General features: G+C 65.3%; 13 protein-coding genes and 1 tRNA gene. 5 read left to right on the top strand and 9 right to left on the bottom strand.

The genetic code is table 11. The features are described from left to right. Positions 1–65: 65 nt before the first annotated feature. Entirely contained in the window at positions 66–704 is a 639-nt protein-coding gene (locus CAFEA_RS03730; RefSeq protein ID WP_159437627.1) for a DUF3558 domain-containing protein, read from the bottom strand. A 169-nt stretch (positions 705–873) separates the two neighbouring features. Here CAFEA_RS03730 and CAFEA_RS03735 point away from each other — a divergent pair, with 169 nt between their 5' ends. Together CAFEA_RS03735 and mfd are read left to right on the top strand one after the other, a co-directional pair. Further along, positions 874–1527, top strand: coding sequence for a TetR/AcrR family transcriptional regulator (locus CAFEA_RS03735; protein WP_051106450.1), 654 nt, complete (start codon positions 874–876; stop codon positions 1525–1527). 5 nt (positions 1528–1532) lie between these two features. Next, a complete protein-coding gene (gene mfd / locus CAFEA_RS03740) occupies positions 1533–5165 on the top strand; it encodes a transcription-repair coupling factor (RefSeq protein ID WP_063938376.1) in 3633 nt (1210 codons plus the stop codon). A 189-nt stretch (positions 5166–5354) separates the two neighbouring features. Here mfd and CAFEA_RS03745 read toward each other — a convergent pair whose 3' ends face one another. Next, positions 5355–5975, bottom strand: coding sequence for a CPBP family intramembrane glutamic endopeptidase (locus CAFEA_RS03745; protein ID WP_063938378.1), 621 nt, complete (start codon positions 5973–5975; stop codon positions 5355–5357). Between the two features lie 394 nt (positions 5976–6369). Between CAFEA_RS03745 and CAFEA_RS03750 the strand changes: the two genes are divergently transcribed. Continuing rightward, positions 6370–6446 (top strand) — tRNA-Leu (locus CAFEA_RS03750). 3 nt (positions 6447–6449) lie between these two features. Here CAFEA_RS03750 and CAFEA_RS03755 read toward each other — a convergent pair. Genes CAFEA_RS03755 through CAFEA_RS03765 form a run of 3 tightly spaced genes read right to left on the bottom strand, consistent with a single transcriptional unit; the run spans position 6450 to position 9077 of the window. Further along, a complete protein-coding gene (locus CAFEA_RS03755; protein ID WP_063938380.1) occupies positions 6450–6803 on the bottom strand; it encodes a DoxX family protein in 354 nt (117 codons plus the stop codon). A 17-nt stretch (positions 6804–6820) separates the two neighbouring features. Next, entirely contained in the window at positions 6821–7693 is an 873-nt protein-coding gene (locus tag CAFEA_RS03760) for a GDSL-type esterase/lipase family protein (protein ID WP_063938382.1), read from the bottom strand. Positions 7694–7703: 10 nt separating this feature from the next. Continuing rightward, entirely contained in the window at positions 7704–9077 is a 1374-nt protein-coding gene (locus CAFEA_RS03765) for a cryptochrome/photolyase family protein (protein WP_063938384.1), read from the bottom strand. A 29-nt stretch (positions 9078–9106) separates the two neighbouring features. On the opposite strand from CAFEA_RS03765, the gene CAFEA_RS03770 reads away from it, so the two are divergent. Then, positions 9107–9571 carry an S-ribosylhomocysteine lyase gene (locus CAFEA_RS03770; RefSeq protein ID WP_063938386.1) on the top strand — a complete coding sequence of 155 codons (465 nt, stop codon included), beginning with the start codon at positions 9107–9109 and terminating at the stop codon, positions 9569–9571. Here the strand turns inward: CAFEA_RS03770 and CAFEA_RS03775 are convergent. Next, positions 9564–10538, bottom strand: coding sequence for a suppressor of fused domain protein (locus CAFEA_RS03775; protein ID WP_082855712.1), 975 nt, complete (start codon positions 10536–10538; stop codon positions 9564–9566). The two genes, CAFEA_RS03770 and CAFEA_RS03775, sit on opposite strands and share 8 nt — an antisense overlap. An 83-nt stretch (positions 10539–10621) precedes the next feature. Here CAFEA_RS03775 and CAFEA_RS03780 point away from each other — a divergent pair, with 83 nt between their 5' ends. Next, a complete protein-coding gene (locus CAFEA_RS03780; RefSeq protein WP_063938388.1) occupies positions 10622–11428 on the top strand; it encodes a Bax inhibitor-1/YccA family protein in 807 nt (268 codons plus the stop codon). A 78-nt stretch (positions 11429–11506) separates the two neighbouring features. On the opposite strand, the gene CAFEA_RS03785 is transcribed toward CAFEA_RS03780, so the two are convergent. The 3 genes from CAFEA_RS03785 to CAFEA_RS03795 all read right to left on the bottom strand — a co-directional run bounded on the left by CAFEA_RS03785 (position 11507) and on the right by CAFEA_RS03795 (position 13161). Beyond that, entirely contained in the window at positions 11507–12034 is a 528-nt protein-coding gene (locus CAFEA_RS03785; protein WP_063938390.1) for a hypothetical protein, read from the bottom strand. 40 nt (positions 12035–12074) lie between these two features. Continuing rightward, complete coding sequence (gene greA / locus CAFEA_RS03790; RefSeq protein WP_034999593.1) at positions 12075–12596, bottom strand: transcription elongation factor GreA; 522 nt, start codon at positions 12594–12596, stop codon at positions 12075–12077. Between the two features lie 106 nt (positions 12597–12702). Further along, positions 12703–13161, bottom strand: a complete 459-nt coding sequence (locus tag CAFEA_RS03795) for a DUF4307 domain-containing protein (RefSeq protein WP_034999595.1) — start codon at positions 13159–13161, stop codon at positions 12703–12705. Positions 13162–13269: the final 108 nt, after the last annotated feature.

Here is a 13269-nt window from a genome sequence, read left to right on the forward strand (position 1 = left end):
CCTGTATGAGCTCACCGTAGCCAGGCGGGTGTTGTATTTAAAGGGAGTGCTCACTTTAGTGAGCATCAGCCTGCATTTGCCCTGTACAATTTTTCAAGATTCTGAACCGCTGTGTGGCAAATTGCGTCCTGGGAAGTCTCTTCGCCCCAGCCACTTACTAGGGAAACAAGACCCCCACGAACGGTATCCAATTGAGCGTAACAGTGAGCACCGAACTCACTGACGGGCCCGTATACAAATGCTTGAGGCAGAAGATTGGATTCGTACCCCGGAAGTAAAGTGACTTGTTTTTCAACCTCGCCGCGAGAGGCGTTGTTTTGGGCAAACCCCTCAGAAGGAAATTGGGGATTATTGGAAAAATGACATAGCTTTAGTCCCCGCGCCAAACCCGCGTACTCCTCCGGGATCGGCTCCACGTTGTGGAAGCCGGCGGCGGCGAATTCTTCGGGGGAGATTTCGGTGCAGGGGTCGAAGATGTCGTCGCCGAGGGTGTAGGGGTCGAAGTCGCCGATTTCGAGGGTGCCGCTTTCGAAGTGGAACGCGGCGTGGGCCTCGGCGGAATCCGGGGAGTCGGCACCGTGCGAGGCGGACTCGGTGGTGTTTTGGCTGGGGGTGGGGGACGCAGGGGCGTCGATAGGCAAAGGCTCCGAAGCGCAACCCGCGAGTACCCCGCATGCAACGAGCCAAGCGATGTGGCGTTTCACGTACCCCTCCAATAAAAAAGCTTCCCCACCAGGACTCGAACCTAGAATGACGGTACCAAAAACCGTAGTGTTGCCGATTACACCATGGGGAATAGCACCGCTGATTGTAGACCAGACCCGCCAACTGCCAAAGACGGGGTTAATACTACGACGCTCTAAGCTAGGTCGCATGGCTCGAAGGCGAATGACAGCACCCCAGCGCAGAGATCAGTTGATCGGAGTGGGGCGCCAGGCATTCGCTGAGCGCGGGTTCGATGGCATTTCCATGGAGGAGATCGCGGCGCGCGCCGGGGTGTCCAAGCCTGTGGTGTACGAGCATTTCGGCAGCAAGGAAGGCCTGTACCAGGAAGTTGTGCGGCTGGAGATGGCCCGGCTGGAGCGCACGATTACGTCGAACATTCAGGCCGGCCCGTGGCGCGACCGCATTGAGCGCGGCGTGCTGGCGTTACTCACGTACGTGGAGGAGGAGACGGACGGGTTTGTCATCCTCGCGCACGGGCAGCTGCCAGGGGAGGGGCGGACGTATTCGACGATTCTCAACCGCGTCACCGCCGAGGTGAGTTACCTGCTGGGAGAGGCGTTTAAGCACCGCGGGCTCGACGAGTCGATGGCGGGCCTGTACGGTCAGGCGCTTGTCGGCACCGTCTCCAATTCTGCGCTGTGGTGGCTGGACGAGCGCACGCCGGACAAGCACACTGTGGCGGCGCACATTTCCAACTTGTGCTGGAACGGGTTGCGGGGGATGGAAGCGCAGCCGCGCGTGTACGGAAGCGGCCAGGCGAGCGACGAGACAAGCGACGAAACCGCAGAGAAGGATGCGTAAGACACATGACTGAAACCACCCCGCCCGTGTTGGGCGGTTTGCTCACGGCGGCGCTGACGGACCCGAAGTTGAAGGGGTTGGTCACGCACGTGGGCGAGGATTCGTTGCACGTCACTGGCATCGACCAGGTGCGCTCCTGGGCGGCCGGTGCGATTGCGCGCGAGACGCCGGTGCTTTTGGTCACGGCTACCGGCCACGAGGCGGAGGATCTTGCGGCGGAGCTGAAGGCCATTTTGGGCGAGGAGAAGGTCGCGCAGTTCCCGGCGTATGAGACGCTGCCGCACGAGCGTCTTTCGCCGGCGCCGGACATTGTGGGGCGCCGCTCGAAGGTGCTGTGGGAGATGCCGCGCGTGATCGTCGCGGCGGCGCGTGCGGTGTGCCAGCCGGTGCTGCCACCTGCCCAGCCGATCAGCATCGCGGTGGACCAGGAGCACGACTTTGAGGACCTGACCGCGAAGCTGGTGCACTTCGCGTACAACCATGTGGACATGGTGGCGCAGCGCGGCGAGTTCGCCACCCGCGGCGGCATCATCGATGTCTTCCCGACTACCGCGCAAAACCCGGTACGCATCGAGTTCTGGGGCGACGAGGTCACCGACATCCGCTCGTTCGCAGTCGCGGACCAGCGCACCATCGAAGAGGTGCGGTCGGTCGATCTGCACCCTGCGAGGCAATTGCTTATCGACGATACCGTGGCCGCCAAGGCCGACGACCTCGCGCGAAAGTTCCCCTCGAACCCGACGCTGTCGTCGCTGCTGGCCCGCATCTCGGAGAAGCAGCCGGCGGACGGCATGGAAGCGCTCATCCCGGCGCTGACGGACAAGCAGTACTCGGTGCTGCCGGAGCTCATGCCCGCCGGCTCCGTGGTGATGGTGACCAACCCGGAGAAGGTGCGCACCCGCATCGCTGATTTGGAGGCGACGGACCGCGAGTTCCTCAAGGCCGGCTGGGAGGCAGCCGCCATGGGTGCCGAGGGGCCTGTGGTGGTGGAGGGCCTGGACGTGTCCGCCTCGTCGTACCGCTCCTACGAGTCGCTGGAGGTTTCCGCGTCCAAGGCCGGCAACGCCTGGTGGACGTTCGCCCCGCCCGGCATGTTCGCCGCCGACGACGCGGAGACGCTGCCGCTGGAGTTCGAGGCCGCGCCTGCGCCGAAGGGCGACCCGAAGGCGATCGAGCAGCTCTACGCCACGCTGAAGCTCTACATCGGCCAAAACCACGGCAAGGTCGCGTTCGTGGCACCGGCTAAGGGCACGATCGACCGCATGGCGGAGCGCCTGCGCGAGCACGGCATCTCCGCCCGCGTGGCCACGCCCGGCCTGGAGCCCGTCGAGGGCGCGGTGACCCTGTACCAGGCCCTGTCGCACGCGGGCCTGGTCTTCGGCGGGCCGAACCTGGTCGTGGTCACCGAAACTGACGTCACCGGCAACCGCGTGGGTGATATCGCAGGTGCTAAACGACGGGCCCCGCGCCGCCGCAACCGCGTCGACCCGCTTGCCCTGCAGCCTGGCGACTTCGTGGTGCACGACACCCACGGCATCGGCAAGTTCGTGAAGATGGCGGAGCGCACCGTCAAAGCCGGCGACGAGGACTCCCGCCGCGAGTACATCGTGCTGGAGTACCAGCCCGCCAAGCGCGGCCAGCCCGGCGACCAGCTTTGGGTGCCAATGGAGTCTCTGGACCTGCTGAGTAAGTACACCGGGGGCGAGAAGCCGTCGCTAAGCAAAATGGGCGGCTCAGACTGGAAGTCGACGAAGCGCAAGGCGCGCGCCGCGGTCCGCGAGATCGCAGGCGAGCTGGTGGAGCTCTACGCCAAGCGCCAGGCCGCGCCGGGCCATGCGTTCGCGCCGGACACCCCGTGGCAGCACGAGATGGAAGACGCCTTCCCGTTCGTGGAGACCGAAGACCAGCTCACCGCCATCGACGCGGTGAAGTCAGACATGGAAAAGCCCACGCCGATGGACCGCGTCATCGTGGGCGACGTGGGCTTCGGCAAAACCGAGGTCGCCGTGCGCGCCGCGTTCAAGGCGGTTCAGGACGGCAAACAGGTCGCGGTACTCGTGCCCACGACGCTTCTGGCTCAGCAGCACTTCTCCACGTTCAACCAGCGCATGGACAGCTTCGGGGTGACCGTGCGCGAACTGTCGCGTTTTACCACCGCCGCAGAGTCGAAGGAGATTATCTCCGGGCTTGCGGATGGCTCGGTGGACATCGTCATCGGCACCCACCGCCTGCTGCAGACGGGCGTGCAGTGGAAGAACCTCGGCCTGATCATCGTGGACGAGGAGCAGCGCTTCGGCGTCGAGCACAAGGAGCACATCAAGGCGTTGAAATCGCATGTGGACGTGCTGACCATGACCGCGACGCCGATCCCGCGCACCCTGGAGATGTCGCTGACCGGCATCCGCGAGATGACCTCCATCACCACCGCGCCGGAGGACCGCCACCCCGTGCTGACCTATGTCGGCCCGCAGGAAGACAAGCAGGTCGCCGCCGCGATCCGCCGCGAGCTGCTCCGCGACGGCCAGGTCTTCTACATCCACAACAAAGTCTCCGACATTGAAAAGACCGCCCGCCAGCTTCGCGAGCTGGTCCCGGAGGCGCGCATCGTCGTCGCCCACGGCCAGATGAGCGAGCAAGTGCTCGAGCAGACCGTGCAGGGGTTTTGGAACCGTGAGTACGACATCATGGTCTGCACCACCATCGTGGAAACCGGCCTGGACATCGCCAACGCCAACACCCTGATCGTGGAAAACGCCCAGAACATGGGCTTAAGCCAGCTACACCAGTTGCGCGGGCGCGTGGGGCGCTCCCGCGAGCGCGCCTACGCGTATTTTTTGTACCCGAAGGACAAAACGCTCACGGAGACCTCCTACGACCGACTGGCCACCATCGCCCAGAACAACGACTTAGGCTCCGGTATCGCCGTGGCGCAAAAGGACCTGGAGATCCGCGGCGCCGGCAACGTGTTGGGCGCCGAGCAGTCCGGCCACATCGCCGGGGTGGGCTTCGACATGTATGTGCGCCTGGTTAGCGAGGCCGTGGAGACCTTCAAGGGGCTCATGAGCGGCGAGCCTGTCGACGCCACCGACAAGGGCCCCAAGGAAATCCGCGTGGATCTGCCCGTGGACGCGCACATCCCGGAGACTTACATTAACTCCGAGCGGCTGCGCCTGGAGGTCTACCGCAAGCTCGCCGAGGCGCGCGACGACGACGCCCTGACCGCCGCCGCCGACGACATGATCGACCGTTTCGGTGCCCTGCCGAGCGAGGTCGAGCACCTCATGGCGGTGGCGCGGCTGCGCAACCAAGCCCGCGAGGTGGGTGTTTCCGACATCCTCACCCAGGGCAGCCGCATCAAGCTGCACCCGGTGGAGCTGCCGGACTCCAAGCAGGTGCGCCTGAAGCGCCTTTACCCGGGCGCGAACTTCCGCGCCGCGGCGAAGGCGCTGCAGGTGCCGATGCCGCGCGAAGGTGGCGCGAAGCGCGCCCTGAACGCGCCGAACCTGCGCGATACGGAGCTGTTGCAGTGGGTGGCCGACTTCATGACGGAGATGCTCGACGCGCCGCAGATTTCCGTCGCGGGGGCCACCAAAGCTGAGGAGAAGCCGAAAAAGAAGGTGTTCTCCGTCAGCGAGTAGGCGGTTCGGGCTCCTGGGTGGTCTGTGGGGAGCGCGACTCCTGGGCGGTGCTCGGTTCCGCGGCCCCACGCCTCCCGCGCGCAGGATCCAGCTAGTAGGACCCAGCTAATTGCGATTTTTTGGCGAATAGCTGGGTCCTACTAGCTGGATTCGCGAAAGGGGAGAGGAGGCCGACGCTGCCCCCGCGTCCTAGAAGAACTGGGGCAGGATGAGCAGCATCCCGATGCTCCAGGTCAGGTGCACGGCGACCGGGGAGTAGAGCCGGCCAGTTTTCGCCGCTTCGAAGTAGGCCACCGCCCCAAGCACGCCGGCGGCGAACACCAGCAGCGGCACGCCCATCACGCACGTGACCAGGCAGTAGACCAGCGTGGACCACACGCCGGCCTGCACCACCGACTGGCCCATGCCCCGCAGCTGATGCGGTACAACGTCGCGGAACACCAGCTCCTCGCCGAGGCCGTTGACCACCAGCACCAGCAGCGTCAGGGCGTATCCGCCCTTGTCGGGCGTGTCCAGCAGCTCCGCCGCGGGGCCAGCGAGGAAGGGGATGTGCTGTACCACCAGGGCGCCGAGGACGAACACGAGCGCCAGAGCGGCACCGATGAGGGCGCCCCGGAGGACGTCGATAAGCTTTTTGGGCCCCATAAACGCCTGGCGGTTGCCCCAGAGCCACCACGCGGCCGCGTACACCACGGCGGTAAAGGCGGTGGCCCAGTAGAAGCCCGCGGTGCCGTCGCCGGCGCGGCGCGCGAGAAAGAGTCCGAGTGCGCCGAGGGCGCACGGAGCTAAGAAGAGCCATTGCCTGGTCAAGCGGGATCTCCGTCCAAATACATTCGCCGGTCCGGGAGTAAGATTACGGCATGGTTGCACAACGAACTGGTCTGGTCACCGGGGCGACGGGCTACGTCGGCGGGCCGGACCCGGTCGGCAGTTACTTCACGGAGAAGGTGATCATCTCGGTGTCGAGAGCCGATTGAACCCGGGGCATCGGTATCGCGGTTGTCGTCTTTGATGTCACGACCAACATAGTGGGCCCGAGGCGGTTTATTCCGAAGCTGGAGTTTTAGATTCGGCGGGGCTAGCACCTGCTGTTTCTGTTCTGAAGGTTGTTCTGGGCAAAGGCCACCCGACCAGCTCCGCTCGGTGAAAATGAGCTGGCCGATTGCGGTTTGCGCACGCCGGGGAAGTACGATGTTTCCCCGTCGCCCCTATAGCCCAATTGGCAGAGGCAGCGGACTTAAAATCCGCCCAGTGTCGGTTCGAGCCCGACTGGGGGCACCACGATTATTTCGCTGCGCCGAGCGCCGCCTTGATCAGCGGGATCTGCAGCGGCAGGCGTCCGATGGAAATGATCTGCTTCTGCCACGGCTCGTTGCGCCACTGCCACGCCATGTTGAAGTTGGCGGGCCACACCGCGGCGAGCAGCGCAGCGGCGAACTTCCCGCCGGCAGCCCGCGTTTTCGGGTTTGACAGCAGGGCAGCGGCGGCGAGCTCGGCCACGCCGGAGACGTAGGTGTAGGTGCGTGCGGAGCCGGGAAGGGCGTCGGGCACGATGCCGTCGAAAGGCTCAGTCTTTGCAAAGTGGAGCACGCCCGCGCCAGCGAATAGGGGAATGAGGAACTTCTGAAACTTGGTCACCTTGCCGAGAGTACGTCTCACACCGCCTGAGCCACCTGGTCGGCGACGAAGGCGGACCCGGCGCGGGAGGGGTGCAGGGCCATGTTGTAGCCGGCCGTGGTGGTGTCGATGAGCCCGGCCACCCAGCGGTCGGCGTCGCGGGCGCACGTGCTGTGGTCAGTGGAAAGCGTGTGGATGTCGATGAACGTCGCACCCACCTGGGCGGCGAGCGCGCGCTGGTAGGACTGGGTGCGTTGCTCCCATTGCCGCACCCGGGGTGCGGGGACGCCGAGTGGGGCGTTCGGCACCACGTTGATCAGGCAGATCCGCCCGGTTCCACCGGTGACCGAGAGCATCCCCGGGATGAGGATCTTGGCCCGGGGTGCGGCAGCGCGCACCTTGGCCACGGCCTCGTGCATGCTGCGGAAGTAGTTGTCGCGCACCGCGTCAGCGTTGTACGGCGCGCCGGGAGATTCGACCAGCGGGCGCCAATGATCGTTGAACCCGACCGCCAGCGTCACCGCCCGAGTGTTGGCGTTGAGGTCGCCCGCGCGAACCGCCAGGTCGACGTGGCCGGGCAGGCTGGCCGATTGGTGGCCGGTGCACGACCAGTCCGCCACGGTAAGACCGGTGCGGGCTTGTAGCTGGCGCGGCCAGTTGTCCGGTCCTTGCAGGCAGCCTGCCTGGCTGGGGTAGGAGGAGACCAGCCTTTCCGACGACCCGGAGGACAGCTGCGAGCTTCCCGCGAGGTTGAGCGCGGAGTTGCGGTACTGGTCCGGGTTCGAGGTAAATGAATCGCCGAAAACGACCACGTTGCCGGTGGGCTGAGCCGTGACAGGCGCGGCTGTGCTGGCGACAATGGCCGCGCATGCGGCAATGCCAGCGGCGACTTTGCGGAACAGAACTTTCATTCAGACGACCCTACCGGTTGCCTTTGATGTCGCTGTACGCCGCGAGCGCGGTCTTTCGGGATTCCTTGACGTCGACCATCAGCTCCGGATAGCCAGGCAGCAGCGCCTCCGGCGCCCACCGCGAAACGTACGCGCCGGCGGGGTCGAACTTCTCCTGCTGCGTTAGCGGGTTGAAGACGCGGAAGTACGGCGCGGCATCGTCGCCGGAGCCGGACACCCACTGCCAGTTGAACGGGTTGGAGGCGGCGTCGGCGTCGACGAGCGTGTCCCAGAACCACTCCTCCCCGTGGCGCCAGTGAATGCCCAGATTCTTGGTCAGCCAGGAGCCCGCGACCATGCGTACGCGATTATGCATGGTGCCGGTTTCCCACAGCTCGCGCATGCCGGCATCCACCAGCGGCACGCCTGTTTCACCCCGCTGCCACCGCGCTAGCTGGTCCAGGTGCTGCGCGGCGTCAAGATCCGGTTCCATGGCAGGATCCGCAAACGCCTGCGCGTGCTCCCACGGTGCGACGTTGCCGCTCCACGCCCACTCGAAGCCGTCGAACTGGCTGCGTACATTGCGCACCGCCAGATCCGGCAGGTGGTACAAGCGGTGCCAGGCAAACTCGCGCCACACCAGCTGGCGCGAAAACGCCCACGCGTGACTCGCGGCGGCCGGGTGCGCCTCCGCAAACGCTGCCGTTTCCGCCCAGACGTAACCGGGGGAGAGCTCTCCGAAGCGCAGGTGTGCGCTCAGCCCCGAGGTCGCGCCGGCGGCCAGGTCGTTGTTGTCGTAGCCGCGCCCATCTACCAGCCCGTCCAAAAATTCGTGGAAGCGAGAAAGAGCCGCGTCCTCGCCAGGGGTGTTGTGCGCGGCCAAGCCAGCGGCCCATGCCGGCGCCTCCGGAACCTCCAGCCGCGTGCCGCCGGGTAGTACCGGCACCGCCACCGGCTGCGGCGGGTGCGCGACCAGGTGCTGCTGCACGGCCTTATAAAACGGCGTGAACACCCGGTACGGGGTGCCGGCGCCGGTATTGATCTCCCACGGCTCCGCGAGCACAAACCCCGGGAACGTGCGCGCGTCCACCGCGCGCTTGACCTCCGCGTCCAAGTCAATCGCATCGTAGCGGCGGTTCCACACCACTTTCGCGCCGAGCTCTTCGGCCAGGCGCGGGACGATCTCGCGGGGGTCACCCTGCTCGCAGATGATGGGGAGCTTCGTGCTTAACGACGCAACACTGCGCTCGCGCCACCACGCGGCGGCGCGGCCTAAGGGGCGGGTGCCGCCGGAGGTGTCGTCGATAAGCACACCCGCAACCTCCCCGCGCGATACGGCCCACGAAAGCGCGGGGTTGTCCGTGACGTGCAGATCGTCGCGGAACCAAACAAGAGTGGTGGGCACGTGCGCCTCCGTTCAGTAGAGTCAAGGCCATGACTGATCGTATGAATGTGGAATCCTTCAACCTCGACCACACCAAGGTAGCCGCCCCGTTCATCCGGCTCGCGGACCGCAAGGAGCTGCCCGCAGGCGACACGTTGGTGAAGTGGGACATCCGCTTCAAGCAGCCCAACGTCGAGCACCTGGAGATGCCGGCGGTGCACTCGCTGGAGCACATGTTCGCCGAGCACGCCCGCAACCACGCGGACAACGTCATCGACTTCGGCCCGATGGGCTGCCAGACCGGCTTCTACCTCATGCTTTCCGGCGACGTTGCCGAGGCCGAGGTTGCTGAGCTGGTGGAAAAGACGCTGACGGACATCACCAAGGCCGACGAGGTCCCGGCCGCCAACGAGAAGCAATGCGGCTGGGGTGCAAGCCACGACCTGGAGGCGGCCAAGCGCGAGGCCCAGGCGTTTTTGGACAAGCGCGACGAGTGGGGCAGCGTCTTTAAGTAGTCGGGTCCACTACGCGGAATACCAGTGGCGCGGTGCGCAGGCGGTAGATGCCCGGCACCGCGTCGAATATTGCGAGCAGCTCGTGGGCGAACTCCGCGGTGGCGGGGACGACAACATGGTCGCTCGCACACTCGGTTGTCGGCGACTGCGGATTGAGCAGCAGCCACGTTTCGCTGTTGAGCAGCGCGAATGACCTTCCGTGCAGCAGACGGTGGCGCGCGGCGCGGAGCAACGCGCGCGCAGCCGCCGGATCCAGGTCCACGCGCCCCTCGGCATCGACCTCGAGGTAGCGGGCGTGCATCGCGCCTATCGACGCCCCTTCGGACCCCACCGCCTCATCCAACAATGCCCGATCCTGCGGGTCGGCGCTGATTGGGGCGCGGTCCGTAGAAGTAAGGCCAAGCGGCACGCGGTCGCCGACAAAGGCCGCGAATTTCAGCGGGTCCCAGGACAGCATCTGTTCCACGTCGTCGCCGTTTATGCCGACCGCGTACGTGAAGCGGATCAGGCCGGTCGGCCCGTCTACCACACCGAGGACCGGGTCGGTGACAAACACGAAGCCGGACAAGGTGCCGCGCGGGTTGTCCAGCACGAGGTAGTGGCCAGGCTCGATGTCGTCGCGGGCGGCGCGGGCGAGCAGGCGTGCCGGCCACTCGTCGGGAAGCGCAGGCGTGCCGCGCACGCGCAACGTCAGTTCCGTTTGGGTGCCCGCGACAGGCTGGGAAGACTCCACGCGGGACTTGCCATATGTGCAGTACAACACGTGGGGGACCGGCTCGGGCAGCACGTACGCGTGGACCTCTAGGCGGCGGTAGGAAAACACGTACGCGTCCTCGCCACCGGTGGTCTGCGCGATGTGGCCGCGCACCACCTCACCGCCGGTTTTCGGGCCGCGGCGGGCGTTGTCGAGCACTCCCATGCAGCCCACCATATCGCCGCCGGAGACAGGCAGGTGCTCAGCTGGCATCACACTGGCGGGAACCTTTTAGGTACGTGTGGCGTTATACCCGGTGAACTCTTGGACAAACTCATTGGAAAGGAATGTGGGACGTGAGAAGCACTAACCCTGTTCTGCGCAACATTCCGGGGGCGGATGCGGACAACGGCTACCAGGCCGGCCAGACCGCGACGCTTCCGGCGAACGCGCCCGAAATTGATCAGCAACGCCCGATGACGGTCGACGACGTGGTGACCAAGACGGGCATCACGCTCGCCGTGATCATTGCGTTCGCCGCAGTGAACTTCGGCATCTTCCTCACCGGCAACATCCGCCTTGGCATGATCCTGACCTTCGTCGGCGCCATCGGCGGCTTCATCACCACCCTGGTCAACGCGTTCCGCCGCGAATTCGGCTCAAAGACGCTGACGCTGATCTACGCCGCGTTTGAGGGCTTGTTCCTCGGCGGCTTCTCCCTGACCGTCTCCGGCTGGTTCAACGTCGGCGGCGCCGATGCCAGCCAGCTCATCTTCCAGGCCATTTTAGGCACGATCGGCGTGTTTATCGGCATGCTCGTCGTCTACCGTCGCGGCGCTATCCGCGTCACTCCGCGTTTCCACCGCATCGTCACCGGCATGATCTTCGGCGTGGCCATCATGGCGGTGGGCAACCTCCTGCTGGCAATCTTCGCTGGCATCTCCCCGCTTCGCGACGGCGGCACGCTGTCCATCATCTTCGGCGTGGTCTGCGTCGTGCTGGCCGCCCTGTCCTTCCTGCAGGACTTCGACCTGGCCGACAAGCTGGTCCGCACCGGTGCACCGGAGCGCGCCTCCTGGGGCGTTGCGCTTGGTCTGGCTGTGACCCTGGTGTGGCTCTACACCGAGATCCTGCGCCTGCTGTCCTACTTCAACGACCGCTAGGCCGCTAGGCCCACAGAAACGCAAAGCGCCTCGCCTCCGGATCATCTCCGGGGCGAGGCGCTTTGTCGTGCGCGCGGCTTAGTAGTTGTTGTCCGGCACCACGGACTGGCCGTTGACGGACACGGTGGTAAACACTGGCTTGCCGTCAATGATCTCCGGGTTTCCCAACACAACCTTCACGTCTTCTTCGCGGTTGTCCGGGGAGACAACGACGCGGGTGCCGGTACCCTCGGCGAGATCCTCGCCCCACTGCTCCCAGACGATGTTCTCGAGGAAGTCGTCCTGGTTCTCGCAGTCCACGATGAGGCGGTCCGGTTGCACCAGGTCGGTGGCGCCGCAGTTATTGAACACCGGGGCGGCAGCGACGGCGGCCTCTGCAGTCTCCTGCTCCTGCACGGCGTTTGCCTCGGTGACGTTGGTCGCCGTCGCGGTGCTGGTGGCGGTGGTCGCGGTGCCGGCGCCCTTCAGGGAGTTCGGGTCCTGGGTGGTGGCGGTGTCGACCTTCTCGGAGGAGGGGTTCTCGTGCGGCGGGGTGCAGCCTGCCAGAGCGATGGCGGCCAGGGCGGCGACGCCGGCTACAGCTTTGCGGGAAGAGGTGGCAATCACAGGAATGGTCCTTCTGTTTTTGAAAAGAGAAAAGTATTGGCTACTTCGCGCGGGGCGTGGATGCCTTGACTGAATCATACGGCTCGGCGGAGACGATGGTGACGGAAATCTCGCGGCCGTTCGGGGCGGTGTATTTGCGGGTTTCGCCCTCGGAAGCGCCGACGACGGCGGCGCCGAGCGGGGACTGCTCCGAGTAGGTCTCAAGGTCCGCGTTGTCCGTGGAGGCTGCGCGGGTGCCGATGAGGAAGGTCTCGCGGTCGTCCTCGTCGCCGTCGTAGTAGACGTGCACGACGGAACCGACGTGGGCGACACCCTCGACGATGCCGGTGCGCTCGGTGGTGGAGTTGGACAGGATTTCGGAGATCTGCTTGATGCGCGCCTCCTCCTGGTCCTGCTGCTCGCGGGCTGCGTCGTAGCCGGCGTTCTCCTTGAGGTCGCCCTCTTCGCGGCGCTCGTTGATCTCGGCCGCGATGGCGGGGCGGTTGTCAATGAGCTGCTGCAGTTCGGCCTCGAGCTTGGCCTTCATTTCAGGAGTGATGTACTGCTGCTGGGATTCAGCCATAGGGGTCTAAACCTTCCCTGATACGTGAAATCGGCCCGCCGCTCGCGGGCCAATGTGTGCAGATATACAGCCGGAAGATTACCACACGCGGATGTGGCGGTTTCCGCTAGCGTGCTGCGTAGAAGCTGCTCTCCGGGTCCATGTAGAAGGGGAGATTTTCGGAGCATCCGTAGATGCGCCCCGACACCAACGGCTCGCGCACCGGCAGGTCCACGGCGATGCGGGAGTGCTCGTCGCCGCCAGCTGGCAGGACCACCTCGCGGCGGCCCACCTCGGCGTGGGAGTAGTCCACCGCCGTGACGATGCAGTACGCGGGCGTGTCAGGGTTTTTGCGGTCCACGTCGATCCAGAGCCGGCCCGTGTTGTCGTCGATATGCTCCTGCGAAATAAATTCGGCGCGGACCGGTTGGTTGAAGCGCTCCATGATCGTGCGGGCGCCCACGAAAAGCAGTGCGATCATGAGCAGCGCGGAGACAATCGCCACCACTTTGCCGCCGATTGAGCCGCCGGAGCCGCGGTTGCGACCGTAGCGTTCGGCTGGGCGGGGAGAGGTGGCGGTGCTCACGGAAACGGCTCCTTGCAGGTGGTAAGGACTTTAGCGTTGATGGTACTAAGATGACGCGGAGGTACAGAACTGACCCCTACGAAAGTTGGATTGATCGAGTGACCGGGT

The sequence above is a fragment of the Corynebacterium afermentans subsp. afermentans genome, from assembly GCF_030408355.1.
Taxonomy (GTDB): domain Bacteria; phylum Actinomycetota; class Actinomycetes; order Mycobacteriales; family Mycobacteriaceae; genus Corynebacterium; species Corynebacterium afermentans.

Bases quoted from the DNA above. Each gene is read 5' to 3' on its own strand.
- CAFEA_RS03735 (WP_051106450.1), top strand. From the start codon at position 874: ATGGCTCGAAGGCGAATGACAGCACCCCAGCGCAGAGATCAGTTGATC.
- mfd (WP_063938376.1), top strand. From the start codon at position 1,533: ATGACTGAAACCACCCCGCCCGTGTTGGGCGGTTTGCTCACGGCGGCG.
- CAFEA_RS03760 (WP_063938382.1), bottom strand. From the start codon at position 7,693: ATGAAAGTTCTGTTCCGCAAAGTCGCCGCTGGCATTGCCGCATGCGCG.
- CAFEA_RS03770 (WP_063938386.1), top strand. From the start codon at position 9,107: ATGACTGATCGTATGAATGTGGAATCCTTCAACCTCGACCACACCAAG.
- CAFEA_RS03775 (WP_082855712.1), bottom strand. From the start codon at position 10,538: ATGCCAGCTGAGCACCTGCCTGTCTCCGGCGGCGATATGGTGGGCTGC.
- greA (WP_034999593.1), bottom strand. From the start codon at position 12,596: ATGGCTGAATCCCAGCAGCAGTACATCACTCCTGAAATGAAGGCCAAG.